The 25,225-nt window shown below is 70.8% G+C and carries 24 protein-coding genes; 6 read left to right on the top strand and 18 right to left on the bottom strand.

The features are described from left to right. The first annotated feature begins 147 nt into the window (after positions 1 to 147). Positions 148 to 1,242, top strand: a complete 1,095-nt coding sequence (locus tag IE258_RS20450; RefSeq protein WP_189745507.1) for a hypothetical protein — start codon at positions 148 to 150, stop codon at positions 1,240 to 1,242. Positions 1,243 to 1,277: 35 nt separating this feature from the next. Here IE258_RS20450 and IE258_RS20445 read toward each other — a convergent pair whose 3' ends face one another. Next, positions 1,278 to 2,204, bottom strand: a complete 927-nt coding sequence (locus tag IE258_RS20445; protein WP_189745505.1) for a LysR family transcriptional regulator — start codon at positions 2,202 to 2,204, stop codon at positions 1,278 to 1,280. 155 nt (positions 2,205 to 2,359) lie between these two features. Here IE258_RS20445 and IE258_RS20440 point away from each other — a divergent pair, with 155 nt between their 5' ends. After that, complete coding sequence (locus tag IE258_RS20440; protein WP_189745503.1) at positions 2,360 to 3,103, top strand: SDR family oxidoreductase; 744 nt, start codon at positions 2,360 to 2,362, stop codon at positions 3,101 to 3,103. Between the two features lie 98 nt (positions 3,104 to 3,201). Here IE258_RS20440 and IE258_RS20435 read toward each other — a convergent pair whose 3' ends face one another. The 7 genes from IE258_RS20435 to IE258_RS20405 form a co-directional block, all read right to left on the bottom strand. Then, positions 3,202 to 5,514, bottom strand: a complete 2,313-nt coding sequence (locus IE258_RS20435) for an MMPL family transporter (RefSeq protein ID WP_189745501.1) — start codon at positions 5,512 to 5,514, stop codon at positions 3,202 to 3,204. A 175-nt stretch (positions 5,515 to 5,689) separates the two neighbouring features. Beyond that, entirely contained in the window at positions 5,690 to 7,204 is a 1,515-nt protein-coding gene (locus IE258_RS20430; protein ID WP_189745499.1) for a sensor histidine kinase, read from the bottom strand. Continuing rightward, positions 7,201 to 7,905: a response regulator transcription factor gene (locus tag IE258_RS20425; protein WP_189745498.1), complete on the bottom strand. Its 705-nt coding sequence runs from the start codon at positions 7,903 to 7,905 to the stop codon at positions 7,201 to 7,203. The genes IE258_RS20430 and IE258_RS20425 overlap by 4 nt, the downstream gene beginning before the upstream one ends. 48 nt (positions 7,906 to 7,953) lie before the next feature. After that, positions 7,954 to 8,844, bottom strand: coding sequence for an ABC-2 transporter permease family protein (locus IE258_RS20420; protein ID WP_189745497.1), 891 nt, complete (start codon positions 8,842 to 8,844; stop codon positions 7,954 to 7,956). Further along, positions 8,841 to 9,779: an ABC transporter ATP-binding protein gene (locus IE258_RS20415; RefSeq protein WP_189745496.1), complete on the bottom strand. Its 939-nt coding sequence runs from the start codon at positions 9,777 to 9,779 to the stop codon at positions 8,841 to 8,843. The genes IE258_RS20420 and IE258_RS20415 overlap by 4 nt, the downstream gene beginning before the upstream one ends. Positions 9,780 to 10,029: 250 nt before the next feature. Continuing rightward, on the bottom strand, positions 10,030 to 10,935 hold the full coding sequence (locus IE258_RS20410; protein WP_189745495.1) for an NADP-dependent oxidoreductase: 906 nt from the start codon (positions 10,933 to 10,935) through the stop codon (positions 10,030 to 10,032). A 153-nt stretch (positions 10,936 to 11,088) separates the two neighbouring features. Continuing rightward, entirely contained in the window at positions 11,089 to 11,496 is a 408-nt protein-coding gene (locus IE258_RS20405) for a winged helix-turn-helix transcriptional regulator (RefSeq protein ID WP_373309825.1), read from the bottom strand. Positions 11,497 to 11,600: 104 nt separating this feature from the next. On the opposite strand from IE258_RS20405, the gene IE258_RS20400 reads away from it, so the two are divergent. Next, positions 11,601 to 12,434, top strand: a complete 834-nt coding sequence (locus IE258_RS20400; protein ID WP_189745494.1) for an enoyl-CoA hydratase/isomerase family protein — start codon at positions 11,601 to 11,603, stop codon at positions 12,432 to 12,434. Positions 12,435 to 12,470: 36 nt separating this feature from the next. On the opposite strand, the gene IE258_RS20395 is transcribed toward IE258_RS20400, so the two are convergent. From IE258_RS20395 to IE258_RS20365, 7 genes are all read right to left on the bottom strand, one after another. Beyond that, complete coding sequence (locus tag IE258_RS20395; protein WP_189745493.1) at positions 12,471 to 14,705, bottom strand: 2-dehydropantoate 2-reductase; 2,235 nt, start codon at positions 14,703 to 14,705, stop codon at positions 12,471 to 12,473. Beyond that, positions 14,702 to 15,529, bottom strand: a complete 828-nt coding sequence (locus tag IE258_RS20390; protein ID WP_189745492.1) for an SDR family NAD(P)-dependent oxidoreductase — start codon at positions 15,527 to 15,529, stop codon at positions 14,702 to 14,704. The genes IE258_RS20395 and IE258_RS20390 overlap by 4 nt, the downstream gene beginning before the upstream one ends. Beyond that, positions 15,526 to 16,854, bottom strand: coding sequence for an MFS transporter (locus tag IE258_RS20385; RefSeq protein WP_229892269.1), 1,329 nt, complete (start codon positions 16,852 to 16,854; stop codon positions 15,526 to 15,528). The genes IE258_RS20390 and IE258_RS20385 overlap by 4 nt, the downstream gene beginning before the upstream one ends. Continuing rightward, positions 16,851 to 17,801 carry a polysaccharide deacetylase family protein gene (locus IE258_RS20380; RefSeq protein WP_189745491.1) on the bottom strand — a complete coding sequence of 317 codons (951 nt, stop codon included), beginning with the start codon at positions 17,799 to 17,801 and terminating at the stop codon, positions 16,851 to 16,853. Before IE258_RS20380 ends, IE258_RS20385 begins: the two co-directional genes overlap by 4 nt. A gap of 250 nt (positions 17,802 to 18,051) precedes the next feature. Beyond that, positions 18,052 to 19,053 (bottom strand): Lrp/AsnC family transcriptional regulator, encoded by a 1,002-nt coding sequence (locus IE258_RS20375; protein ID WP_189745490.1) that lies wholly within the window; start codon positions 19,051 to 19,053, stop codon positions 18,052 to 18,054. A 209-nt stretch (positions 19,054 to 19,262) separates the two neighbouring features. Continuing rightward, the gene (locus IE258_RS20370) at positions 19,263 to 20,168 is read right to left on the bottom strand and encodes an RNA polymerase sigma-70 factor (RefSeq protein ID WP_189745489.1); all 906 of its coding nucleotides are present in this window, start codon (positions 20,166 to 20,168) and stop codon (positions 19,263 to 19,265) included. Between the two features lie 113 nt (positions 20,169 to 20,281). Then, positions 20,282 to 20,755, bottom strand: a complete 474-nt coding sequence (locus IE258_RS20365; protein ID WP_189745487.1) for a carboxymuconolactone decarboxylase family protein — start codon at positions 20,753 to 20,755, stop codon at positions 20,282 to 20,284. A 140-nt stretch (positions 20,756 to 20,895) separates the two neighbouring features. Between IE258_RS20365 and IE258_RS20360 the strand changes: the two genes are divergently transcribed. Beyond that, positions 20,896 to 21,501, top strand: coding sequence for a dihydrofolate reductase family protein (locus IE258_RS20360; RefSeq protein WP_189745485.1), 606 nt, complete (start codon positions 20,896 to 20,898; stop codon positions 21,499 to 21,501). 40 nt (positions 21,502 to 21,541) lie between these two features. Here the strand turns inward: IE258_RS20360 and IE258_RS20355 are convergent, their stop codons facing one another. Further along, positions 21,542 to 22,177 carry a TetR/AcrR family transcriptional regulator gene (locus tag IE258_RS20355; protein ID WP_189745483.1) on the bottom strand — a complete coding sequence of 212 codons (636 nt, stop codon included), beginning with the start codon at positions 22,175 to 22,177 and terminating at the stop codon, positions 21,542 to 21,544. Positions 22,178 to 22,335: 158 nt separating this feature from the next. Between IE258_RS20355 and IE258_RS20350 the strand changes: the two genes are divergently transcribed. Continuing rightward, entirely contained in the window at positions 22,336 to 23,304 is a 969-nt protein-coding gene (locus tag IE258_RS20350; protein WP_189745781.1) for an ABC transporter permease, read from the top strand. A gap of 241 nt (positions 23,305 to 23,545) precedes the next feature. Here IE258_RS20350 and IE258_RS20345 read toward each other — a convergent pair whose 3' ends face one another. Both IE258_RS20345 and IE258_RS20340 read right to left on the bottom strand, forming a co-directional pair. Further along, entirely contained in the window at positions 23,546 to 23,995 is a 450-nt protein-coding gene (locus tag IE258_RS20345) for a spore-associated protein (RefSeq protein ID WP_189745481.1), read from the bottom strand. A gap of 92 nt (positions 23,996 to 24,087) precedes the next feature. Next, positions 24,088 to 24,501: a winged helix-turn-helix transcriptional regulator gene (locus tag IE258_RS20340; RefSeq protein WP_189745479.1), complete on the bottom strand. Its 414-nt coding sequence runs from the start codon at positions 24,499 to 24,501 to the stop codon at positions 24,088 to 24,090. Between the two features lie 73 nt (positions 24,502 to 24,574). On the opposite strand from IE258_RS20340, the gene IE258_RS20335 reads away from it, so the two are divergent. Continuing rightward, positions 24,575 to 25,225, top strand: coding sequence for an NADPH-dependent F420 reductase (locus tag IE258_RS20335; RefSeq protein WP_229892262.1), 651 nt, complete (start codon positions 24,575 to 24,577; stop codon positions 25,223 to 25,225).

Raw genomic sequence — 25,225 nt, 5'->3', positions numbered from 1 at the left:
TGCCACTGTTCATCCCCTGTCACTTCCACCGGGGGCACCACCCATGTCCACCACCCCCGTCACCGCTTTCGCCGAAGTCCTCGCGGCGCCTCCGCCCAATCCGTACATCCAATCCGTCCGCCCCAACCCCTCCCAGGAACAAGGACTATGAACAAGAAGACGAAGCTGAGGATCGCCCTTGCGAGCGCGACGCTGGTCGTCGCCGCCGCCACCGGGACCGCGCTGGCCTCGGGCGGCTCCTCCTCCGGCTCGGACTCCGGCTCCGAGCGGCCCAGCACCGCGCAGAACAAGCAGGTCGGGCAGGACAAGCAGCAGACGCCCGTGGTCGTCAAGGCCGACGGTGCGAACCTCTTCCCGCACTCGCTGGACTTCGACGCACCGTCGAAGTCGTTCTACGTCGGCTCTCTGAAGCACGGCACGGTCTCCACCGTCGGCACGGACGGAAAGGTGCGCACCTTCATCGACGATCCGCAGATCGTGTCGGCGCAGGCCGTCAACATCGACCGCGAACGGGGCCGTGTCCTGGTCAGCAACGTCGACTACGGCACCGCCGACCGCTCCCGCAAGGACGCCCCGTTCAAAGTCGCCGGTGTCGGCAGCTACGACCTGGAGACCGGGGAGCAGAACTGGTGCGTCGACCTGACCGCGCTCACCCTGGACGGCAAGCAGCACCTGATCTCCGACGTGACGGTGGCGCCCGACGGCACCGCGTACGCCGTCGACGAGCTGACTCCGACCGTGTTCCGCATAGACCCCGAGGGCAACGCCTCGGTCTTCCTCCGTGACGACCTGCTCCAGGGCACCCTCGACATCCCCGACTTCCTGGACGATGTGGGGATGGCAGCGGTGGAGTACGTGGCGGGCGACCAGTTGATCATTGCCATGGCCGACGGCTCCCTGGTGCGGGTGCCGGTCCAGCGTCCAGAGGACGCGCAGAAGGTGAGGCTGTCCGCACCACTGGCCTCCCCCACCGCCGGCATGCGGCTCCTGGCCGACGGCTCGATCACGGCTGTCAGCAGCGGCCTGCTGACCGGCAAGCCCGCCCGGATCCAGCACGTGAACCCCGAAGACGGCTGGAAGACGGCGACCGTGACCGTCACCGACACCGTCACGGACCCCGTCACCAGCGACGTGACCGAGGGACCGGTCAGGACGACGTACGCACTCAGCGGCGGGCTGGCAGACCTCCTCGCGGGCAAGCCCAACGACGGGTTCACCCTGACGCCCGTCAGGACCGGCTGAACCAGGGTTGAAGCAGCACGTCCGTACCGGCCGGGTCAGTCTTCGCGCACGAGGAAGCGCTTCGCGGACTCACGGAAGCGGGCGACGAGCGGGTTGGCGTCCGCGAGGCGCGTGGCGACGACCACCTGGCAGGGTTCGACTCCCTCGACGGGGACGGTGGCGAGGTCGTCGCGGAGTGTGGCACGCCGGTCGTCGGCCGGCACCAGGGCGATGGCCCGGCCGTCGGCGACGACTTCGAGCTTGTCCTCGAACGTGTCCACGAGCATGGGACCGAGTGGAGCCGGGCTGCCGTCCGGACGCGGGTCGAGCCGCCAGAACCCGGTCCACAGCGCCGCCATACCGGCGCAGGCCACGAGGGGCTCGTCGGCGAAGTCGCCCGGGGTGACCGACTCCTTCCCGGCGAGGCGGTGGGCCGAGGGCACCAGCAGAGCCCGGGGTTCGTCGTACAGGACGGTCACGTCCAGACCGTCGTCCGGGATCGGCAGCGGCGTGCGGACGACGAGCGCGTCGATCCGGCCCTCGGGCAGGGCACGGGCTTCGTCCCAGTCCAGGTGACGGGTGCGGACGTGGGCGTCGGGGTGACGGCGGCGCAGGTCCCGCACCGCGGGGGTGATGACGAGGTCCTCGACGTATCCGACGGTGACCGTACGCGGCGGGGCGGCGGCGCGTGCGCCGAGCACCGCCTGGTGAGCCGTGTGCAGGAGGGTCTGTGCCTGCGGGAGGAAGGCCGCGCCGGCAGCGGTGAGGCGGCTGCCCTGGCTGGAGCGCTCCAGCAGGCGCACGCCCAGAGCGTCCTCCAGCCGCTGGATCTGGCGGCTCAGGGAGGGCTGGGCGATGTGCAGTGCCGCGGCGGCCCGGGCGTAGTTCAGATGCTCGGCGACGACGGTGAAGTACCGCACCAGTCTCAGATCCAGGTCGGGGCCGGGAGGGGACGACGTGGTGGGCGGCTCTGCGTCGGACATACCGGCAGCGTACCCGTGATGCAGATCCTGCATCACGGGGTGCAGAACGGGTCTTGGACGCCCGGTTCGGGCGGTTGTTGACTCGTTGGTGTCCGGCCGGGAGGGACCGCTCGGACGGAGCCAACAGCCGTTTTCACAGAGGGAGTATGTCCGACATGGGCAAGTACGAAGGCAAGCGTGTGGTGATCACCGGCGGCAGCAGCGGTTTCGGACTGGCCACCGCGCAACTGCTCGTGGACGAAGGGGCACGTGTGCTGATCACCGGACGTGATCAGGCCGCTCTGGACGCCGCCCGTGACCGGCTCGGCCGGAGTGCGGTCGCGGTCCGCAGCGACGCTGCGTCGCTGCCCGACATCGACGCGCTGGCCGACCGGGTGAAGGCCGAGTTCGGCACGGTCGACGCCTTGTTCGCCAACGCCGGCGTCAACGGCTTCGCGCCGTTCGAGGCGACCAGCGAGGAACTCTTCGACCAACTGCTGACCATCAACGCCAAGGGCCCCTACTTCACGATCCAGAAGCTCGCTCCGCTCCTGGCGGAGGGCAGCGGCGTCGTACTCACCACCTCCGTGGCGAACGTGCTGGGACTTCCCATGCTCAGCGCGTACGCGGCCGGCAAGGCGGCGGTGCGCTCCATGACCCGCAGCCTGGCCCGGGAGCTGCTCCCGCGCAAGATCCGTGTCAACGCGGTCAGCCCCGGCCCGATCGACTCCGGAATCCTGGAGAAGTCGATGCCTCGGGAAGCCGCCGATCAGGCCAAGGCGCAGATGGCGGCCGACAACCCCATGCTCCGCATGGGCACGCCCCTCGAAGTCGCCACGACGGTGCTGTTTCTCGCCTTCGACGCCACCTACACCACCGGCGCCGAACTCGCCGTGGACGGCGGCGGGTCCCAGCTCTGACGCTCGGCGCCTAGAGAGTGGAACACCAGGGCTCGCCGTGGCTTGCGGGGCCCGGGCCGCTCGCAGAGTAACCGCGAGCGGCCCGGTCGGTGGGTATGTCAGACCGTCACGGGTTCCCGGCGGTCGTCGTCCCCGGACGCGTCGTCGGGGGCCGGCACGCGCCTCGTGAGTGTCTCGCCCTCGACGTCGACGCGTGGGAGCAGCCGGTCCAGCCGGCCCGGCAGCCACCAGGCGCGTTTTCCGAGCAGGGCCAGGACGGCGGGCACGAACGCCATCCGGACGACGAAGGCGTCGAAGAACACGGCACTGGCCAGGCCGAAGCCGACCATCTTGACCATGGACTCGCCACCCGTCATGAAGCCGCCGAACACCGCCATCATGATCAGTGCCGCCGCGCCGACGACCTGGGCGCTGTGCCGGAAGCCGGTGACGACGGCCTGGCCCGGCTGCTCGCCGTGGATGTGCGCTTCCCGGATCCGGGAAACAAGGAACACCTGGTAGTCCATGGCGAGGCCGAAGACGATGCCGACCAGGAAGATGGGCATCGTGCTCATGATCGGGCCGGTCTCCTCGACACCGAAGACGCCCGCGCCGTGGCCCTCCTGGAAGACCGTGACGATGGCGCCGAGGGCCGCGCCCACGGACAGCAGGAAGCCGAGTGCGGCCTTGACGGGCACGAGGATCGAGCGGAAGACCACCATCAGGAGGAGGAAGGCGAGGCCGACGACGACCGCGAGGTAGGGGACCAGGGCGTCCTGCATCTTCCGGCCCACGTCGATGTTCAGCGCGGTGGTGCCGGTGACCTGGAACTCGGCACCGGTGGCCGACTCGATCGCGGGACGCTCGTCACGGATGGTGCGCACCAGGTCCTGCGTCCGCTCGCCGGCGGGGCCGGTCGACGGGACCGCGGAGACGACCGCGGTGTCCTTCGCCTCGTTGAAGTGCGGCGGTGAGACGGAGACGATTCCCTCGGTGTCGGCGAGACGGTCGGACACGGCGGTCACGGCCGCTGCCGGGTCCTCGGCGCCCTTGACGTCGACGACCACGGTCAGCGGACCGTTGAAGCCCGGTCCGAATCCGTCGGCGAGAGCGTCGTATGCGCGGCGCTCCGTGGTCGTGGTCGGCTTGGACTCGGCGCCCGGCATGCCCATCCGCAGGTTCAGCGACGGTACGGCGAGCGCCCCGAGGCCGACAACGGTCAGGAACAGCACCGCCACCGGCCGTCGCGTCACGAACCGTGCCCAGCGCACACCCCATGGTGTCCTGGCCGTGCCGGCCGGGGTTGTCCCCTGCCTGTTCCTGTTCCAGGTCCAGTTCCAGGTCCAGTTCCAGGTCCAGGTCCTGTTCCTGCCGAAGCGGCCCGGACGCCTGCTGCGGGTGCGCCGGGCGCCCTCGCGGTCCCGACGCGGGAGAACGGCGTCGGGCCAGAAGCCCAGGAGCGCCGGCACCGCGGTCAGGGCGATCAGGACGCCGACCAGGACGGTCCCGGCGGAGCCGATTCCCATCTTGGTGAGGGTGGGCACGCCGACTACGGAGAGGCCCAGCAGGGCGATGACGACGGTGAGCCCGGCGAAGACGACCGCGCTGCCTGCCGTGCCCACGGCCAGGGCGGCCGCCTCCTGCGCCTGATGGCCCTTGGCCCGTTCCTCGCGGTAGCGGGAGACGACGAACAGGGAGTAGTCGATGCCGACGGCTAGGCCGAGCATCATCGCCAGTTCACCGACCGTGGAGGAGAATCCGAGGGCGCTTCCCAGCGCTGTGATCGTGGCCAGGCTGATGCCCACGCCGAGAACCGCGGTGAGCAGCGGCAGACCGGCGGCGGCGAGCGAGCCGAAGGTGATGAGCAGCACCGCCGCGGCCACGAGGATGCCGAGGACTTCCCCGATGCCCTGGGCCGGCTCGGTCTCCAGGGCGGAGCCGCCGACCTCCACGGTCAGGCCGGCGTCCCGGGCGTGCTCGACCGCCTCGGTCAGTGCCTCCTTGCTGGCTTCGGTGAGGTCGTCGGCCGTGGTCCTGTACGTGATGGTGGCGTACGCCGTGGAGGCGTCCTCGCTGACCGCGTGGGCGTCGAAGGGGCTGGTGGCCCCGGCGACCTGCGGCCCGGCGGCGACCTCGTCGACGAGGGTGTCGACGGCCGACCGGTTGGCCGTGGACGTGACCCGCTGCCCGTCCGCGGCTACGAAGACGACACGGGCTTGCGCCCCGTCCGCCTCGGTACCGGGGAAGCGTTCGTCGAGCAGGTCGAACGCCTGCTGGGACTCGATCCCCGGCAGGGACGCCGAGTCCTCGGGTGCCTCCGAGGAGCTGACGGCGCCGAGGAACACGGCTGCCAGGACCGCCACCCACACCAGCACCACGGTGCGGCGCCTTCGGAAGGCCCAGTGGGCCACCCGATGCAGGAAAGTTGACATGAAGAGATGTCTCCAATTCTGAGTGCCGGGGACACTCGGTCTCCCTCACGGGGCGTCTCACCCGGGGCCTCGGGGCATCGACAGCCCAGGGCAGGCATGCCGAGGTGTCCGCGAGACCGACGAGAGGGTCTTCGGTTTGTGTTGGGGTGCGGGTGTTGGGGCGGGGTGGGGGTCTTCAGCTACCGGTGTCGGTGTGCAGCGGCAGCAGGATGCGGAAGGTGGCTCCGTGGCCGGGGGCGGTGCGGACGTCCACGCGGCCGTGGTGAGCGGTCACCAGGGAGTGGACGATGGACAGGCCGAGCCCGGCTCCTCCGGTGTGTGTGCGGGTACGGGCCGTGTCCGCGCGGTAGAAGCGGTCGAAGACGTGGGTGGCCTGCTCGGCCGTCATTCCCGGTCCCTCGTCGCTCAGCTCGAGGACGGCCCGGTCTCCCAGAGTCCCCACCCCGATGCGTACCGGTGTGCCGGGCGGCGTGTGGGCGATGGCGTTGCCGACGAGGTTGGAGGTCACCTGGCGCAGACGCGACTCGTCGCCGAGTACCGGGGCGACACCGGGCGGGCCGCCGTCCGGGCCGGTGAGGGTGACGGGACGTTCGGGAGCCAGCGCCCGCAGGTCGTGCAGCGCGTCGGCGGCCAGTGAGCGCAGGTCCATCGGGGTCATCCGAAGCGGCAGGTGCGTGTCGGCGGTCGGTTCCTCGGCGAGCCGGGCGAGCAGCAGCAGGTCCTCCACGATGCGCACGAGCCGGGCCGCCTCGTGCTCGATCCGGCTCATCGCGGAGTCGACGTCCTCGCGTCGCGGCATGCCGCCCATCCGGTAGAGCTCGGTGAAGCCCTTGATGCCGAACAGGGGGGTGCGCAGTTCGTGGCTGGCGTCCGCGATGAAGGTGCGCATGCGTTCGTTGGTGGCGGCGCGGTCGGCATCGCCGGCCTCGATCCGGTCCAGCATGCCGTTGAGCGCCGCGGACAGCCTGCCGAGTTCGGTGCGGGTGGTGACCGGTCGGGGGACGCGGCGGGTGAGGTCGCCGCCCGCGATGGCCGCCGCGGTCGTCTCGATGCGCCGCAGCGGTCCGAGACCGGCCCGCAGCGCGAACCAGGCGACGACACCCAGCAGGACGAGGACGAGGGAGTCGATCACCAGCATCCACCCGCCCAGATGCCGCATCGTCGAACTGACCTCGGCCAGCGAACCGGCCACGACCACGCTGCCGTTGGCGGCGGTCGGGCCGGTCACCGACGTCCCTGCGGGATGCAGCGGCATGGCCACCACACGCCACTCGCCGCCGTCCTCGGCCGGGACCGTGAAGGGGCGGCCGTCGCGGGCCGCGACGGCCTCGGAGTCGAGCGCGGAAAGCTCCGGGGCGCTCCCCGTGGCCAGGCGCAGCGTGCGCCCGGCCCGGCCCTCGGCGTCGAGGTACGCCACGTAGACATCGCCGACCAGCTCGCGCTCCGCCGTGTCGGCCGCCGCCGAGGGCGTCCCGTCCGGCACCTCGGCGGGGATCGGCAGCCGCGCGGCCGCGGTGGTGATGGTGCGCAGACGGTCGTCCAACTGCTGCGTCAGTTGCCGTTCCAGCAGGGTGACGAGCAGGGCGTTGCTCGTCAGCAGGGCGGCGACGACCAGCAGCAGGCTGATGGTGACGACGCGGCCGCGCAGCGACACCCGGCCGAGGGACCAGCGCGAGGCCGTGGCGCTCATGCGCGCGGCCTGCGCAGGACGTAGCCCGTGCCGCGCACGGTGTGGATCAGCTTCGGCTCCCGGGTGTCGACCTTGCGGCGCAGATAGCTGATGTAGGAGGCGACGATGGAGTCGTCGCCGTTGAAGTCGAAGTGCCACACCTGGTCCAGGAGCTGTTCCCTGGACAGGACCTGCCCGGCGTTCTCCATCAGCACCCGCAGCAGACTGAACTCGGTCGGGGACAGTTGCACCTGTTGGCCGCCCCGGGTCACCTGATGGCTGCCGGGATCGAGTTCCAGGTCGTCGACGACCAGGAGACCGTCCGTGCGGCGGCCGCTGGTGCGGCGCAGTACGGCCTGGATGCGCAGGACCAGTTCCTCGAGGTTGAAGGGCTTGGTGACGTAGTCGTCCCCGCCCGCCCGCAGGCCGCTGATGCGGTCCTCGGCGGCGTCCCGGGCGGTCAGGAAGAGGATCGGCGGGTGTGTGCCGTGGTGGCCCGCGGGATGTTCTCGCAGGCGGCGGGCCACCTCGAAGCCGTCGAAGTCGGGCAGCATCACGTCCAGGACGATCAGGTCGGGCCGCTCCTCGCGGACCGCGTCGACGGCCTGCGCGCCCGTTTCGGCCGGGATCACCTGGAAGCCCGCCAGGTGCAGGCTGGCGGACAGCAGCTCACGCAGCGTGGGCTCGTCCTCGACCAGCAGCAGTCGTTGTCTCACCGTCATGGCACCCGTCCCCGGTCGGTGGCCTTCTGCCTTCACTGTCGCGCCCCGCTAGGCGTCACGCTTGCGGAAGACGGCATGGGCCGCCCCCATCATGACGGCCACGCACCCGGCCATGACGCCCAACCCCGCCCAGGGGGTGAGCAGGTCCGGGTCCTGGTAGGAGGTGATGATCTGCCCGCCGGCGATCGGCGGCCAGTACGTCGTCACCCAGTCGCCGAGGCCGCCGGGCAGCGCCGGGGCGAACGGCTGGACGATCAGCATCACCCCGAACAGTGTCGTCACCGTCGCCGTGGTGGAGCGGATCACGGTGCCCAGGGCGAGTCCGAACAGCCCGGCCAGTGCGAGGTAGAGGCCCCCACCGAAGATGCCTCGCAGTGCTTCTCCGTCGGACAGCGCCAGATGCGGAGCTCCGGCCCCGGACAGGGCCGCCTGGCCGACCAGGAACCCGGTCAACGAGACCACCAGCCCGGTCGGGAACGCCACGGCCACCAGCACCACGGCCTTGGACGTCAGCACCCGCCCGCGGTGCGGGACGGAGGTGAGGGTGGAGACGATCGTGCGCGCGCCGTACTCCGAGGTGATGACCAGACCGCCCAGCAGGCCCAGGGTGATCTGCGCGATCAGGTAGCCCCGCAGGCTGGTGGCCAGCGGATCGAAGACGGCCTGGTCCGCCGGGCTCAGGCCCGCGAACTCGTCGCCCGCCGACGAGCCGTTCAGCGCGGCGAGGCCGGCGCAGAAGGCCAGGGTGCCGAGCAGCACGTAGAGCGTCGACCGCATCGTACGGATCTTGATCCACTCGGCGTGCAGACAGTGCGCGAAGCTCGCCGCCCCGCCCGCCTCGCGCTCGCGACGCCGAACCGCCCGGAGCCGCCGTGCGGGCGACCGCCCGGGCCGGAACCTCGTGGGCTCGGAGGCCGGACGCACGGTGGTCTGTCTCATCGGCCCGTCACCTTCTCCGGCTCCGTCCGCTCCATCTGCTCCGTGCGGTACTCCACGGCCTCGCTGGTCAAGTCCATGAACACCTTCTCCAGGGACACCTGGCGCGGGGTGAGTTCATGCAACTCCACGCCGCTCATCGAGGCCAGCGCGCCGATCTCCGCGGCTTCCAGCCCGGTCACGACCAGCGTGTCGCGGTCCTCGACCCGTACCCCGACGGCACTGGCCAGCAGCTCTCGCAGCACTTCGGCCTGTGGCGTGCGGACCAGGACCTCGCGCTCGGAGTGCGCGGCGATGAAGTCCTTCATGGTCATGTCGGCGATCAGCTTTCCCCGGCCGATCACGATGAGGTGGTCGGCGGTGAGCTCCGTCTCGCTCATCAGATGACTGGACATCAGCACGGCGCGTCCCTCGGCCGCCATCCTCCGCATCAGCGAGCGGATCCAGACGATGCCCTCCGGGTCCAGCCCGTTGAGCGGCTCGTCGAAGACCAGCACGGGAGGGTCTCCCAGCAGAGCGGCGGCGATGCCCAGCCGCTGGCGCATACCGAGGGAGTAGGCCCCCGCACGGCGTCGGCCCACCTTCTCCAGACCGACTTCCGCGAGGACCTCGCCCACCCGGGCGCGCGGGATGCCGTTGCCTGCGGCGAGCGCCATCAGATGGTGGAACGCGGTGCGGCTGGGCAGCACGGCGCCCGGGTCCAGCAGGGCTCCGACCGCCTTCAGGGGTGCGGGCTGCGCCGAGTACGGCCGCCCGGACACGGTCGCCGTACCGGACGTGGCGGCGTCCAGCCCCAGGATCATGCGCAACGTCGTCGACTTGCCGGCGCCGTTGGGTCCCAGGAAGCCGGTCACTTCTCCGGGACGCACGGCGAAGGTCAGCTCGTCCACGGCGACGACCTCGCCGTAGCGTTTGGTCAGACCTCGTACTTCGATCATCGGAACTCCAGACCCGGTGGTGCTGTGCACGCGACGGTCACCTGCACGCCACCAATGTGGCCGCACAACCTGAGCCGGATCTGGACGAACATGAAAGCCTCGTCGGAGCCCCGACGCTCTGACGTGGTCAAACACCGACGGCGGCGGCCGAGGGACCCAGACTTCACATGAAACTCCCATGTGGCCCCGGCTGCCGGCCGCCGCCGGCGCTCCCGCCGCTCCCGCACCACCCTCCTGTGACCGGGCCTGTTCAGACGGAGATCACGAGCTTTCCCCGGGTGCGTCCACGCTCGGCGTGCGCGTGGGCGTCGGCGATCCGCTCCAAGGGGTAGGTCTCTTCGACGCGGGGGGTGTAGCGGCCCTGCCCACCCAGTTCCGCCGCGGCGGACAGGAGGGCGGAGTCGTTCTCCGCGTTGACCACATACGTGCCCAGGCGCCGGCCGCCCACGTGGTCGGCGACCGTTGCCACGCGCTTCGCGTCGCCCGCGATCGCGACGAGGTCGGCCAGGGAACCGGAGGCCGCGGTGTCGAGCACGATGTCGATGCCCCGCGGAGCGAGGGTTGTGAGGCGCTGGGCGAGGCCGGGGCCGTAGGTGGTGGGAACGGCGCCGAGGGAGGAGAGGAACTCGTGGTTGCGTTCGCCGGCGGTCCCGATCACGGCGGCGCCCCGGGCCACGGCGATCTCGACTGCCGCGCTGCCCACGCCTCCGGCGGCACCCTCGACGAGGAGAGTGCGCCCGGCGAGGGGGCCGAGCGCGTTCAGGCCACGCATGGCGGTCACGGACGCGAGACCGGCGCCCGCTGCCTGTCCGTCGCTCCACGTGGCGGGGGCGTGCGCCCAGGCCGAGAGGATGACCAGCTCCGCGCTCGCGCCGGTGACCCCGCCGAGCCCGAAGACCCGGTCGCCGACGCGCACGCCTTGCACTCCCCCGCCGATCTCGTCGACCACACCGGCGGCGTCCCGCCCGGGGATGGCCGGCAGCTCCACCGGAAGGAACTGCTGCAGGGCGCCGGAACGCAGTTTCCAGTCGATGGGGTTCACGCCGGCCGCCGCGACGCGGACACGGATCTCACCGGGTCCTGGATGCGGGTCGGGGGCCTGCTCGACCACCAGCGTCTCCACTCCGCCGTATGCGTGGAACCGGGCTGCGCGCATGATGCTCTGCCTTACTTCGACGTGGCCGGGATGACGTGTTCATCCGACGCTCGCCACTGTAGAACCTGACATCAGTGTGAGGTGCAAGTCTCGGGGCCGGCATTGCGGCGCGGGCGGGGGCTCTCACAGAGACGGTGTAGCAGGATCGCGACGTCACCGAACAGGCGGGCGTGCGTCAGCCCTGGTGTCGTACGCCCGCTGGCAGTTCTGGATCTCTCCGCTGTGCTCCACGGTCCAGTCGTAGAGATGGCCGAACGGCTCGCGCAGGGACTCGCCCAGTGGTGTGAGCGAGTACTCGACGCCGACCGGCGAGGTCGCCAGCACCGTGCGCCGAATCATGCCGTTGCGCTCGAGTCGGCGCAGTGTCTGGGTGAGGACACGCTGCGTGATGCCCTCCAGCCCTCGCTTCAGTTCATTGAACCGGGTGGGCCGCTCCAGCAGCGCCATCACCATCATCGACCACTTGTCCGCGATCTGGTCGAGGATCGGCCGACTGGGGCAGTCCGCCCGGAAAACCGTCCGCTGTTCGGCGTCCACGCCTTGCAAACCAGTGTCCTTCACGATCCCAGGTACTCCCAAAGTGCGTTCTTGACCATCTGGGCGTCACCGCCGACGGTAGGTATGCATTGCAAACCTATATGGCCTACGGGAACCCGGAGAACCTGGTGACGAACGATGCCTACTCGACCCTGCGCGTGAGCAGCGAACACGGAGTCGCCCGGATCGTGCTCGACAATCCCCCGGTGAACGCGCTCGGCACGGCGATGATGCGCGAGCTGCGGACGGTACTGACGGACCTCAAGGACGATCCCTCCGTCCGCGTGGTCGTCTTCTCGAGCGCCGACCCTGAATTCTTCATTGCTCACGTGGACATGCACATCGGGGAGGAGATGGACACCCTCCAGGAACTCGCCGCATCCGCGCCGGCCGACGTCAACGTGTTCCAGGCGATCGGTGAGCTGATACGCCATCAGCCGCAGGTGACCATCGTGAAGCTCGCCGGGAAGGCCCGCGGAGGCGGGGCAGAATTCGTGGCCGCAGCGGACATGGCATTCGGCGCCGTCGAGACCGCCGGGCTCGGTCAGATCGAAGCGCTCATGGGCATCGTCCCCGGCGGAGGCGGAACGCAGTACCTCCGAGACCGCGTGGGTCGCAACCGCGCACTGGAAGTGATCCTCACAGCCGACTTGTTCGATGCCCGGACGGCGGCGTCCTACGGATGGATCAACCGGGCCCTGCCGGCCGACGAGCTCGACGAGTACGTCGACCGCGTCGCCCGCAACATCGCCGCGCTGCCCGACGGTGTCATCGAAGCAGTCAAGCACTCGCTGCCCGCCGACGACTTCACGGCAGGACTTCTCCGTGAGAACGACGCCTGGGCCTCCACGTTCAGTCTGCCGTCCGCTCAGCACCTGATCAGCGGGGGGCTGCGGGCCGGGGCGCAGACACCGGCCGGCGAACGCGACCTCGAGGGACTGATGCGCGGCGTCGGGCACTGACGGCCGGTGTCGCGCCGAACTGCCACAAGGCGGGTGTCACTTCTCGGCGAGCGTAGTGAGGATGGTGGCAGCCAGCGCGGCACGGGTGATCATTTCGGACACGGATGTGCGCTCCGAACGGGCGTGGGCGCCGTGCCCGACCGCCCCGATGCCGTCCAGCACCGGTATGCCGGCTGCCACGAGGAAGTTGCCGTCGCTCGCTCCGCCGACCGACGCCTCCGCGAGGTCGTGGCCGAGCCGACGGGCGCAGGCCTTGGCCAGGTCCGCGAGTTCCGCGACGTCTTCGTTGCGTTCGAAGACGGGGCGGTTCCAGTCCCCGGTGACCTCCAGGCGCGTATGGGCGTCGACGGGGCGCAGGTCGGCGAGGGCCTGCGCGATGCGCCGCCGTTCGGCGTCGGTGGCCACGCGGACGTCCAGATGGGCATGGGCGCGGCCGGCCGTGACGTTGCTGCGTGTCCCACCTTCGATCACTCCGACGTTGAGGGAGGTTCCGGCCGCGTGGTCGCGCAGCTCCGTCAGCCGCAGGATCTGGCGGGCGAGTTCGTCCACCGCGCTGGCTCCCGCGGTGGGGTCGAGTCCCGCGTGGGCCTCGCTGCCCGTGACGGTGAGGGTGAACAGGCCGACCCCCTTGCGGGCGGTCTTGATGGCCCCGTCGGCCGCGCCTTCGAAGACCAGGGCGAGCCGGCAGTCGCGGCCCGCCTCGACCAGGGCCTCGTGGGACGCGAGGCTTCCGGTCTCCTCGTCGCCGTTGAGCACGAGGGTTACGGCCGGCCGGGGCAGGCCGAGCACGTCGAGCGCGCGCAGCGCCCAGACCGCTTGGACGAGGCCCGCCTTCATGTCGAAGACGCCGGGCCCGCTGATGGTGTCGCCCTCCCGGCGGAAGGGCCAGTCGTCCAGGGTGCCGGTCGGCCAGACGGTGTCGTAGTGGCCCACCAGCATCACCGGGCGTTCATCGGCCGCCGTGGCGCCGCGCGCCGGGTACCGGCGGATCATGATGTCGCCGGCCTCGGCACACGGAATGATCTCTTCCGTCTCCGGCGGTCCCAGCCGCCGGTCGAGCCACTGGCGCAGCCAGGCGAGGCAGGCGTCCAGGGCCTCCAGATCGTCGCTGGCGCTGCCCCGGGCGGTGTATGCGGCCAGGTCGGCGACCATGTCCTCCCTGTGGAGCTCCAGCCGGCGCAGGACGGCCCCGGCCTGTTCGTCCCCGGGAGGGACCAGTCCCGCGGAGCGCGGGGCGAGACGGTCGAGGGCATCGAGGGCGTCGAGTCGCGCTTCGGACATCGTGTGCGGTGCTCCCTCGAGTTCGCGCAGCCCGTCCAGGACGGACCGCAGGAGGGTTGTGGGCAGTCCCATGTCGGTGGCGTGGTCGATGACGTCGCCGTAGTGAGTGGTGACCTCGACGGGGCGGTGGCGGACTGCCAGGTCGCGCCAGATGCCGCTGCGGTCCTTCGGCTGGGTGCGCAGCCAGGCGGTGAGGCGGTCGAAGGCGGCATCGCGCACGGCGCTGTCCGCTCCCTGCCGGAAGGGGCGGGGGTCGAAGGCGTCGAACGCCTCGAGTGTGACGCCGCGCCGGTCGGCAACGGCGAAGATCTCCGCCGTGAGCCGGGCCATGGCGGGTCGGTGACGGTCGATCAGGTCGGCCATGGGAGCGTCGGCGAGGGCGGTGGCGGCGAGCATGGCGCCGAATCCCGCCTTGGCCCACAGGTAGCCCTCGACGTTGTCACTGGCCCGCGCGGGACCCCAGCTCTGCAGGTCGGCGACGAGGGCGCGGACGCGGTCGCTGACGGGTGCACCGCCGGGTTCGCCGACGACGAGGGCACCCGGGCCGCCGTCCTGGATCACTCCGGGCTCGGCGACGTCGGCGAAGATGTTGACGAAGGCGGCGACGGTGCGGTCGCCGCCGACCAGTCGTGCTATCAGTTCCTCGTTGAAGCCGTTCTGTACGGAGACGACGTATCCGTCCGGGGCCAGGCGGGGGGCGATCCAGTCGACGGCGCTCCGGGTGGCCTGTGCCTTCACCGCGAGCAGGACGCGTTCGAGCGGTCCGGTGAAGTCGTCGGGGGTGGTCGCGGTGACCGGGATGCTCGTGCGGCCGCCGTCGGCCGCGACGAGGACGAGTCCGTGGGTGCGCAGGGCGTCGACGTGCGCGCGGTCGGTGTCGACGAGGGTGACGGGGTGGCCCGCGCGGGCCAGGGCGAAGGCGAGGGTCCCGCCGATCGCTCCGGCGCCGACGATCGTGTAGGCGGTCCGTTCCTGGGTGGTGTCGCTCATCGGGCGTTTTCCTCTGTCGTGGTGACGGCCGCGAGGGGTGCGCGGGCGGCGGTGGCGCGGGTGCCGTCGGTCTGCCAGATCCTGGGGAGCTGGAGGGCCCCGGTGCTCGACCCGCCGTCGACCCGGAGCACCTCACCGGTGATCCAGGATGCCTCGGGGCCCGCGATCCAGCACACGGCGCGGGCGACGTCCTCGGGTGTCCCCGGGCGCCCGAGCGGGTTGACGCCGATGGCCTCGGCGTACTCGGCGGAGACGGGGTTGCAGTCGCTGTCGACCAGGACGAAGCCGGGACTGACCGCGTTGACGCGGATGGCGTGAACGCCCAGTTCGAGGGCGGCGGCCCGGGTGGCCATCTCGAGGGCTGCCTTGGAGCTGGCGTACGGTCCGCCGCCCGGGCGTGAACGCAGGGCGGATCCGGAGGAGATGTTGACGACGCTGCCGGGCCGGCCCGCCGCCATGGCGAGGCGGGCGAGGGCCGCGGTGGTCAGAACGGGGGCGCGCAGGTTGAGGGCGAACAGCCGGTCCCAGGCCCCGGCGTCGACCTGGGCCATGTCCAGAGAGGGGTAGCTGCCGGCCGCGTTGATCAGGACGTCCACCGGACCGTGCGCCTTCCATGCCTCTTCGACGAGGCCGGCAGCCGCCCGGGGGTCGGTCAGGTCGGCGGTCAGGGCCGCGGCACCGTCGCCGAAGCGGGTGGCCGTGGCCCGGAGTGCGTCCTGGTCGCGGTCACTGAGCGTGAGGAACGTCCCCTGGGCGGCGAACGCCTCGGCGATGGCGCTGCCGATGCCGCCCGCGGCGCCGGTGAGGAGAACGTGGCGCGTCACTTGAATTCCTTGTCCTTGGTCTCGGGCATCGTGAGGTAGACGACGAGGGAGATCAACGAGGCGACGGCCACGTAGATCCAGAGCAGGTCGCTGTGGCCGCTCTCGTGCATCCACGTCGTGACGTACGGCGCCGTGCCGCCGAATACGGCGACGGCCAGGGCGTAGGGCAGGGCGATGCCGGTCGCACGGACCTCCGCGGGGAACTGCTCGGCCATGATGACGGCGCAGTTGGCGGAGTAGCCGAGGATGAGCAGCATGCCCACGAGCTGGACCAGGAACAGGCTGAGGAAGCTGTTGCCGAGCAGGTGCAGCAGCGGCCAGGCCAGGACGACGAACCCGCCGGCGAAACCGGCCATCGTCGGCTTGCGCCCGAGCCGGTCGGAGAGCACTCCGGCGAAGGGCAGCGCGATCACGAAGACGACCAGGCACAGGGTCTGCGAGAGCAGTGCCGTGTTCAGCGGGATGCCGGTGGTCAGGTTCGCGTACGTGGGCAGGTAGTTGACCCAGATGTAGTAAGTGAGGGTGCCCGCGATCGTGATGCCGGCGACCCGCAGCGTCGCCGCCGGGTGCTCGACGAACATCGCCTTGACGGGGTTCGTGCGGGTACGGCCGCTGTCCTGGGTCCGGGTGAAGGACTCCGTGTCCTGGACCGAGACGCGCAGCCACAGGCCGACCAGGCCCAGCAGTGCGCCGACGACGAACGCGACGCGCCAGCCCCAGGCGTGCAGGGCGTCGTCGCTGAGCCACGAGGTGGTGAGGGTGCCCAGGAGCGAGGCGATCAGAACACCACCGGCGACCGACACCTGCTGCCAGGAACCGGCGAAGGCGCGGCGGCCCCGCGCGGCGGACTCGACGAGGAAGGCGGAGGACGAACCGAACTCGCCGCCTGCGGAGAAGCCCTGCACGAGGCGGGCGACGACCAGCAGCAGCGGCGACAGGACACCGATCTGCTGGTAGGAGGGGGTGATGGCGATCAGGAAGCCTGCCCCCGCCATCAGGGCCACGGTGAGCGTCATGCCCTTCTTGCGGCCGCGGCGGTCGGCGTAGGCACCGAGCACGGCGGCGCCGATCGGGCGCATGACGAAGCCGACCGCGAACACGGCGAGGGTCGAAAGCAGGGCGACCGCGCCGTCCCCCTTGGGGAAGAACTCGTCCGCGATGATCTTCGCGAAGATCGAGTACAGCGCCCAGTCCACCCATTCGACGGTGTTGCCGATGGTGCCTGCGACGATGGCCTTGCGCTGGCCGGCACTCAGTTTCCCCGGGGCGGACACGACGCCCTCCTCTTTTCGGGGTCCTGCGGGCGTGGCGGATCTGGTGTTCATGGGGTGCGCTCCGAGGGGACGGGACGGACGGAGGTGGATCCGTGCAGCAGGCCGCGGGCGGCGTCTGCCAGTTGGGCGTGGGTGGCGAACCACACGCCCGGGTGGGCCGTGATGTGGTCGAGGAGCTCGCGCAGCACCACGAGGCGTGAGCGGTGGCCGATGACGTGGGGATGCAGCGTGAGCTGGAAGACCCCGCCGTCGCGGTGGGCGGCGTCGAACTCGTCCCGCCAGATCTCGCCCACGTCGCGGGGCCGGCTGTAGGGGCGGACGGAGCCGTAGCGGTCCATCGTGAAGTACGGCGCGTCGTCACGGATCCAGTCGACGGGGATCTCGACGAGGCCCGTGGGGCGTCCCGCGGCGACGATCTCGTAGGGCTCGTCGTCGGCCATGAGCGAGGAGTCGTAGGCGAACCCGAGCTCGAGCATGATGTCGAGGGTCGAGTCGGAGAAGTCCCAGGAGGGGGTCCGGATGCCGACCGGTCGCTGCCCGGTCAGCGTCGTGAGCGTGTCGAGGGCGCGTGCGGTCAGGTCCCGCTCGTCTGCACGACCCAGCAGCATGTTCCGCTCGTGGATCCAGCCGTGGACGGCCAGTTCGTGCCCGTCCCTCGTGTAGGCGCGGGCTTCCTCGGGGTGGAGGAGGGCGGAGACGGCCGGCATGAAGAAGGTGGCGGGCACGCCGTAGTGCGCCAGCAGGTCGAGGATCCTCGGAGCGCCGGTGCGGGCTCCGTACTCTCCCTGGGCCAGTCGGCCCGGGCTGGTCTCCCCGTCGCGCAGGGGGATCGTCTCGTGGTCGGAGTCGAACGACACGGCGACGGCGACGCGGGCGTCGCCGGGCCAGCGGTCGGGGACCAGGCGCCGTCCGGCGCGCACGGCGTCGACGTGACCGCGCCACGTGGTCTCGGACCAGCGCCAGCTCTCTGCGGGCGGGTTGCCGTCATCTGAGGACATGGTGACTCCACGGAAGGTGAGGCGGGGGGCGGGGACGAACGAACGGAGGTGCCGGGCCGGAGCGCGGCCGGGGGTGTGCGGGGGCGGTGAACCGGCGGTGTTCGGACGGACCTGGTTCAGACGGACTCGGTTCAGACGGACTCGGTTCAGACGGACCCGGTTCGGACGGACCCGGTTCGGACGGACCCGGTTCGGACGGGCCGGTTCAGACGGACCCGGTTCGGACGGACCCGGTTCGGACGGGCCCGGTTCAGACGGGCCGGTTCATCCGGTACCAGGAGTACTTCACGGTGGCGAGGTGCAGCGTCACGTCGGATGCGATGAGTCCGGGAAGCGATCCGATGACGTTGCTGGTGTAGGGGTGGAGGTCGGCACGCCGGGGCAGCACCATGTGCCCGATGAGGTTGAAGCGCCCGGTCGCCGCGCTCAGGAACTTCGTCCCCGGATGCCCGGCGAGCTGTCTGCCGGCGGCGTCCAGTTGTCCGGGCTGGATGGACAGCCACACCATGAACTCCGCGTCGAAGCCGAGGAGTGAGGGCTCGACGAGGGTGCGGAACTGGAGGATGCCGCGGGAGATGAGCCGGTCCATGGCGCGTGCGACGCTTGATTCGGCGCGGTTCAGGCGCCGGGCGAGGACGCTGACCTGGGTCCGGCCGTCCTCCCGCAACGCCGCGGCGATCTCCTGCTCGAGCGGGGTGAGCGCTTGTGGCGCGCGCTCCCGGTCGGTGCGGTCGCCCGGGGTCGGGGCGGGCCGCAGGTCGGCGGCCGCTTGGGGCGGGAGCAGCCCGGTGTCCCACATCGCCGCCGAGGTGAAGGACCGGATGACGGGAACCACCTCGGTGCTCGTGATGAGGTCGGTCGCGGGAAGGTCGGTGAACAGCATCCGCATCATCTCCTCGTTGTCACGGGCGACGAAGTCGACGACGAGGTCGGCCGATCCGGTGACGACGGCGACGAAGCGGACGTCGGGGCTCTCGCTGAACCGGGCCGCGGCCTCCAGCCCGCGGCCGGGGCGGGTCTGGACGCGGACCATCATGGAGGATCCCTCCCGTGTCCGGTCCAGCTCCAGGGTTCCGGACACCCGCAGCAGCCCTCGCTCGCGCAGCGCCGTGTAGCGGCGCTGCGCGGTGGTCTCGCTGGCGCCCACCCAGCGCCCCACCGCGCTCCAGGGGGCACGACCGTTGAGCTGGAGCGCCGCGATGACACGGCGGTCCAGGTCGTCGATGGCGTCCTCGGGCGTTTCCTGGGGCATGCGATGAAGCTAACCAGCGTTTTTCCGCCAGTCAATGGCGGAATCCTGCATAACCGCTGGTCAGAGGATCGCGATCGGACATCATGAGCACCCCTGGCGGGAGTAATCCCAGTTCCGGCCCCTCGCGACGGGCGACCGGGACATGAAGGATTTCCCCACCTCCGCCGCCAGAAGAGTTCACCGGCCCGCTCCCCCGCTTCTGGCCTTGTTCAGTTCCCGGCGGCTTGCACTGAGGAAGCGTATGGCGCCAGCTTGTCCGGGTTCATGACCCACATGAGCCGGTCGATGCCCGCGGTCGACACGTCCGCGCACAGCAGCGCCACGGCCTTCCCGGCGGACTCGACGAGCACGGCGGGGCGGTCGTTCGCCTCGACCCAGTGCACGTCGGACCCCGGCCAGAACCGGGGAGCGAAGGCGGCGAGGTACTTGGAGACGTGCGTGCGCCCGACCACCGGAATCCGGGACGCACCGCGGATCCCCCCACCGTCCGCGTAGCTGACGACGTCCGCCGCGAGCACCTGCTCGAGGGTTTCGAGGTGACCACTGCGCGCCGCGGTGAGGAAGACCTCCAACAGGCGTTTGTGCTCGGTCCTGCCGACCTGCTTCCGGCGCTCGGCGGAGAGGTGCTTGCGCGCTCGGCTCACCAGCTGGCGGGCGTTGCCCTCGCTCGTCTCCAGGATGACGGCGAGCTGCTTGTAGGGGTAGTCGAACGCCTCTCTGAGGACATAGGCGGCGCGTTCCACCGGGTTGAGCTTCTCCATGAGCAGGAGCACCGCCATCTCGACCGCTTCGGCCCGTTCGGCCCCCACGTGCGGATCCGTGCCGGTGTCGATGGGCTCGGGAAGCCACGGCCCGACGTACGCCTCACGACGCACCCTCGCGGACTGGGCCGTGTTGATCGCCAGACGCGTGGTCATGGTGGCCAGGAATGCGGCCGGCTCGACGACGTCCGTACGGTCTGCCTTCTGCCACCGCACCCATGCGTCCTGCACGACGTCCTCGGCTTCGGCGGCGCTGCCGAGCACCCGGTAGGCGATGCCGAAGAGCCGCGGGCGTGCCTCGAGGAACTGCCGTGTCGCCTCTTCGAGACCACCGACGTCCTGCCCTGCCTGCATGGTGCTCCCTCCGGCCCGGCTACGAGTCACGCTACGCCCGGCCGGGTCGGAGCGCCCCGCACAGTGTGCCAAGCGCTCGCCACCGCGATCGGGTCCGGGGCCGGCGTGTCCCGTCAGCCGAACTGGCCGGGCTGGTAGCTTCCGGCGGGCTGCCGGTTGATGAGGTTGATGCGGTTGTAGGCGTTGATGACGGCGATGAGGGAGATGAGCGCCACGAGTTGGTCCTCGCCGTAGTGCTTGGCGGCGTTCTCCCATGCCTCGTCGCTCACTCCGCCGGCGGCGTCGGCGATCCGGGTGCCCTGCTCGGCCAGCTCCAGCGCGGCACGCTCCGCGTCGGTGAACACCGTGGCCTCACGCCAGGCGGCAACGAGGTTGAGCCGCAGCGGGGTCTCGCCGGCGACGGCAGCGTCTTTCGTGTGCATGTCCGTGCAGAAGCCACATCCGTTGATCTGGCTGGCGCGGATCTTCACCAGCTCCTGCGTGGCGACCGGCACGCCTGCTTCCGAGGCGACCTTGCCCGCGGAGTTGATGTGCCTGAGGATCTTGCCCGCGAGGGGGTTCCCGAAGTAGTTGAGACGCGGTTCCATGGCGTTTTCTCCTGGTCGAGTGATGACGTACGCACTACTGACCGGGTGGCCGGGAGATGTGTGACAGGAGGCGGGGCCGGGGTCCTGCCGATGAGTTTGCGGTGGTCGCGCCGTCTACCCCTCGACGAAGGGAGCGCACCATGCGCAAGGTCATCGTTTGCACGTTCCTGACGCTGGACGGCGTCATGCAGGCACCGGGCGGCCCGGACGAGGACGCCGAGAGCGGCTTCCGGCACGGCGGCTGGCAGAAGCCGGTGGACGACGACGAGGTCGGCACGGCCGTCGCGGGCTGGTACGAGCACTCCGACGCGATGCTGCTCGGCCGCAAGACGTATGAGATCTTCGCGGCGTACTGGCCGACCGCCGATCCCGGCAACCCGTTCACCGACCGGATGAACAGCATGGACAAGTACGTGGCGTCCCGGACCCTGACATCCGTCGAGTGGCGGAACTCCACCCTGCTGACGGGCGACGTCGCCGATGCCGTACGACGGCTGAAGGCGGCCGACGGCGGCAACATCAACGTCGTCGGCAGCGGCGACCTGGCTCAGACCCTGATGCGGCACGACCTCGTCGACGAGTACCGGCTGACCATCCACCCGGTGATCATCGGCACCGGCAAGCGGCTGTTCGCCGACGGTGCCATCCCCACCGCGCTGGAGCCGGTCAGCGTCTCGACGACGAAGGGCGGCACCGTCGTCGGCGTGTACCGGCCGAACGGCAAGCCGAGTTACGACAGCTACTAGGATCCGCCTTCCGCGACCCTCGAAGGCGTCGGCTCGCACACTACGCACTCGCGGCACTCGCGGTCGCGCCCATGGACATGATTCCGCGCAGTCCGTTGCGGAGCACCTCGACGTCGACCTCGCCGAACAGCGCCTGCTGGGCGATGAAGCCCTGGACGGCCCCGATCAGGGTGCGTGCCATGTGGTCGGCGGGGATGTCGTCCCGCACGAGCCCGGCCTGCTGATAGCCCTCGACGAGTTCCGTCCAGCCTTCGCGCAGATGACCGAAGCCGTCCCGGAGGATCGCGGCGAGCTCGTCGTTGCGCAGGGTTTCGGACCACACCTGGAGGATCAACCGGGCGAAGGACTCCCCGTCTCCCTGGGTGAAGCCGGCCGGGCCCTCGTACACCTGGCGGAGGACGCGGCCGACGATCACGTCCGGGGGCGGTGGCGGGGTCTCGCGAGAGGCGTCCTCGAAGGCGGCGCGGACGGTGGCGAAGCACTCCCGCGCGATGGCACCGATGATCTCCTCCTTACTGCGGAAGTACCGGTAGACCGCGCCCGCCGACAGGCCCGCCTCGCGCAGCACGTCCTGCATGGACGTGGCGTGGAAGCCGTTGCGGGCGAAGCAACGGGCCGCGCCGTCGAGGATTTGGCGGCGGCGGGCGTCGAGGTGCGCCTGGGATACACGGGCCATGTGCCCCAACGTAAAGCGAACGCTCCTTCTTGACAAGCGTCGAACGACGGAGCGACAGTGGGACTCATACAAAACGAACGATCCTTCTCTTTGAAACGAGGGTCCCAACCGTGTCCGCTACAGCCCCCGCCCGGCCGCCCCTGCCCGCGGCCCGGCAGATGCTCGTGGTGCTCGTGATGGTGCCGGTCGTCATCGCCCTGGCCCTGTGGGCGTTCGCCTGGCCCAATGCCCGGATCGCTCCGCACGACCTGCCCGTCGGCGTGGCGGGCCCGGCGGCCGCCGCCGCGCCCCTGCAGGAGAAACTCGAACAACGGGAAGGAGCGTTCGACGTCCACCGCTACGACGACGAGTCCGCCGCCCGCGACGCGATCGAGAACCGGCACGTCTACGGCGCCGTGGTCGTCACCCCGCAGGGCCCGAAGCTGCTGACCGCGAGCGCCGCGGGCCCCGTGGTCGCCCAGTTGCTGACCGATGCCGTCTCGCGCCAGGCGCCGCCCGGAACACGGCTCCAGGCAGTTGACGTCGTGGCCGCACCCGAGGCCGACCCACGCGGCGCCGTACTCGGGTCGAGCGCGCTGCCGCTGGCGCTCGCCGGCGTCGCCGCGGGATCCCTGGTGACCCTGCTGGGGCTGCGCGGCGTACGCGCCGCCACCGCGCTGGCCGGGGCCGCCGCCCTGGTCGGGCTGGCCGCGGCGGCCATCGCCGACAGCTGGCTGGGCGTGCTCACGGGCAACTGGTGGGCGGAGGCCGGGGCGCTGGGGCTGATGGCGCTGGCCGCGGGTGCCGCGGTGGCGGGGTTCGCCGCCCTTCTGGGGCGGGCCGGCGTCGGCGTCGGCGCCCTGCTCGTCGTCCTGCTCGGCAACCCGTGGTCCGGCGTGACATCGGCACCGGAGCTGCTGCCCGAACCGGTCGGTGCCATCGGTCAGTTGCTGCCGCCGGGCGCGGGCGGCACCCTGCTGCGCTCCGTGGCCTTCTTCGACGGCAGCGGCGCGGGCACGGCGATCGTGACGCTCAGCACGTGGGCCGTGCTCGGTCTGCTCGCCGTGACACTGGCCGGCCTGCGCGGCCGCAAGACCCCGGTGACCGAGGAGCGGCACGCGGCCCCGAGTCCGGCGCCGGTGCCCTGAAGCCGGGCGTATCCCCGATCCGGCACCCTTGAGCGGCCGTACGCCATCCGCTGTAGCGGACGGGTGGCGTACGGCCTCGTTGGACCGCCCGCTCGGCCGCACAACGTCCTGGGCACGCGTCGTGTCATGTTCGCCGTCGACCTCACCGGTGCCCAGGAGCTCGTGCACGGGGTCGAGCCGTGAGTGAACGCGGCACGGGCGGACTGCCGCGTCCGGTGACGCGGCAGTCCGCCCGTGATGGTCACCGGACGGTGGTGACCCGGTGTTCGGCGCGGGCTGCGCAGTTGGAGCCGGTGATCTGGACGCTGACGTTGGCGATGCTGCCGCCCCAGTCCACGCAGTGGGCCTTGCCGTAGACGTAGGTGGGGCCGGCGTACGAGGTGTACTTCCCGTAGTCCTCGTCGTACGCCTCGGTGTCGGGTACGTAGATCCAGGCGGACATGTCCGTCGCGGTCCCCGGCGTGCTGCGGATGGTCGCGACGCAGTTCTTGCCGGTGGTGGCGTTGTAGGTGAGGTAGACGGTGCCGCGCGAGCCGACGGCGGCCGAGTTGACGGTCTTGTAGCCGCTGCCGCAGACCTTCGCGGGCGTGGTGTTGGGAGCGGCGGACGCGGGTGCGGCGAGTGCCGTCGCGGTACCCAGGGCCAGGGCCGCCACGGCGGTGGCGGACAGGACGGGGCGCGTAATGCGCATATTTCCCCCTTGCGGTCGTAGGAGTTGTTTGCTCCTGTCTGGTGTGACTACGGGCAGCGGGGATTGGTTGTGCTCCGGATGCTTCTTTTCCGTCAATTCATCGGAGATGTGTCGTAGTTCGAGGTCGGCCGGGGCGGGCGAGGAGAGCCCGGGTCAGCAGTGCAGGCCGCTTCCTGTGCGGCCACGACCTCGTCGCCGTACTCGAAGGCCCAGGCACCGACGGCGTCGATGGGCGCCAGCAGGGTCCGGCCCAGAGCGGTGAGTCGGTACTCGACCCGGGATGGCGCCTCGGGGTCGGCCATGCGGTCGACCAGTCCGTTGGACTGCAGCCGTCGCAGGGTCTCGGTGAGCACCTTGGAGCTGATGCCTCCGATCCGCTCCCGTAGTTCGACCGGACGCCTGGGGCCGTCGCGCAGTGCCCAGAGCACCACGGCGTTCCAGGTGTTGGAGAGCAGGTCGAAGGCGAGGCGGGCGCGGCAGTCGGCGAGGAAGGCGTCGGTCGTCACGTACCAAATGGTGCCCGAACCGCCTTCTAACGTCGGTGTGAACGGCGAAGCCTGCACGGAGAGGGAACGTGTGATGAGAATCGGTGTACTGGGAACGGGCAACATGGCCGACGCACTGGCCACCCACTGGGTGCGGGCCGGCCACCAGGTGACCATCGGCGGGCGGGACCCGCACAGGGCGGAGCGACTCGCGAGGCGCATCGGAGGCGGCGTGCAGCCGGCCGGCCTGCGCGCCGCGGCCGAGTTCGGTCAGGAGGTGGTGCTGGCCGCGCTGCCCTTCGAGGCGGGAGCGGACGTGGCACGGGACCTGCGCGCGAGTTTGCAGGGCAAGGTGCTGCTCGACTGCTCCAACCCGGTCGGTCCGGGCTTCCGGCTGTTGACGCATGGAGGCCCCTCAGCCGCACAGCGACTGGCTGCGGCGGCACCAGGAGCCCACGTGGTCAAGGCTTTCAACCTCTGCCACGAGAACGTGTGGCGCATGCGTCCGCCCGTCTTCGGTGGACGTCCACTCGCCGTGCCGGTCTGCGGGGACGACGAGACGGCCCTTGCCCGTGTACGCGAGTTGGTGCGGGACGTGGGCGGCGAGCCCGTCGCCGGCGGCGGTCTCGAACGTGCGGGGCTCCTGGAAGCGACCGCCGCGCTGTTCATCTCCCTGTGGGTCGGCGAGGGAGCGGATGCGCAGGCGATCGCCCCTCCCCTGACGCATGCGGCCGGACCGCTGTAG

This window comes from Streptomyces tendae (assembly GCF_014650435.1).
GTDB lineage: Bacteria > Actinomycetota > Actinomycetes > Streptomycetales > Streptomycetaceae > Streptomyces > Streptomyces tendae.
The sequence above is the reverse complement of the archived record's forward strand: the minus strand, read 5'-3'. Positions and strand labels throughout refer to the sequence as shown.

Excerpts from the sequence above, each read along its gene's own strand:
- IE258_RS20345 (WP_189745481.1), bottom strand. The coding sequence starts at position 23,995 with ATGCGCATTACGCGCCCCGTCCTGTCCGCCACCGCCGTGGCGGCCCTG.
- IE258_RS20440 (WP_189745503.1), top strand. The coding sequence starts at position 2,360 with ATGGGCAAGTACGAAGGCAAGCGTGTGGTGATCACCGGCGGCAGCAGC.
- IE258_RS20430 (WP_189745499.1), bottom strand. The coding sequence starts at position 7,204 with ATGAGCGCCACGGCCTCGCGCTGGTCCCTCGGCCGGGTGTCGCTGCGC.
- IE258_RS20425 (WP_189745498.1), bottom strand. The coding sequence starts at position 7,905 with ATGACGGTGAGACAACGACTGCTGCTGGTCGAGGACGAGCCCACGCTG.
- IE258_RS20435 (WP_189745501.1), bottom strand. The coding sequence starts at position 5,514 with ATGTCAACTTTCCTGCATCGGGTGGCCCACTGGGCCTTCCGAAGGCGC.
- IE258_RS20395 (WP_189745493.1), bottom strand. The coding sequence starts at position 14,705 with ATGAGCGACACCACCCAGGAACGGACCGCCTACACGATCGTCGGCGCC.
- IE258_RS20335 (WP_229892262.1), top strand. The coding sequence starts at position 24,575 with ATGAGAATCGGTGTACTGGGAACGGGCAACATGGCCGACGCACTGGCC.
- IE258_RS20445 (WP_189745505.1), bottom strand. The coding sequence starts at position 2,204 with ATGTCCGACGCAGAGCCGCCCACCACGTCGTCCCCTCCCGGCCCCGAC.
- IE258_RS20350 (WP_189745781.1), top strand. The coding sequence starts at position 22,336 with ATGCTCGTGGTGCTCGTGATGGTGCCGGTCGTCATCGCCCTGGCCCTG.
- IE258_RS20410 (WP_189745495.1), bottom strand. The coding sequence starts at position 10,935 with ATGCGCGCAGCCCGGTTCCACGCATACGGCGGAGTGGAGACGCTGGTG.
- IE258_RS20420 (WP_189745497.1), bottom strand. The coding sequence starts at position 8,844 with ATGAGACAGACCACCGTGCGTCCGGCCTCCGAGCCCACGAGGTTCCGG.
- IE258_RS20365 (WP_189745487.1), bottom strand. The coding sequence starts at position 20,755 with ATGGAACCGCGTCTCAACTACTTCGGGAACCCCCTCGCGGGCAAGATC.
- IE258_RS20380 (WP_189745491.1), bottom strand. The coding sequence starts at position 17,801 with ATGTCCTCAGATGACGGCAACCCGCCCGCAGAGAGCTGGCGCTGGTCC.
- IE258_RS20415 (WP_189745496.1), bottom strand. The coding sequence starts at position 9,779 with ATGATCGAAGTACGAGGTCTGACCAAACGCTACGGCGAGGTCGTCGCC.
- IE258_RS20355 (WP_189745483.1), bottom strand. The coding sequence starts at position 22,177 with ATGGCCCGTGTATCCCAGGCGCACCTCGACGCCCGCCGCCGCCAAATC.
- IE258_RS20375 (WP_189745490.1), bottom strand. The coding sequence starts at position 19,053 with ATGCCCCAGGAAACGCCCGAGGACGCCATCGACGACCTGGACCGCCGT.
- IE258_RS20385 (WP_229892269.1), bottom strand. The coding sequence starts at position 16,854 with ATGAACACCAGATCCGCCACGCCCGCAGGACCCCGAAAAGAGGAGGGC.
- IE258_RS20370 (WP_189745489.1), bottom strand. The coding sequence starts at position 20,168 with ATGCAGGCAGGGCAGGACGTCGGTGGTCTCGAAGAGGCGACACGGCAG.
- IE258_RS20450 (WP_189745507.1), top strand. The coding sequence starts at position 148 with ATGAACAAGAAGACGAAGCTGAGGATCGCCCTTGCGAGCGCGACGCTG.
- IE258_RS20360 (WP_189745485.1), top strand. The coding sequence starts at position 20,896 with ATGCGCAAGGTCATCGTTTGCACGTTCCTGACGCTGGACGGCGTCATG.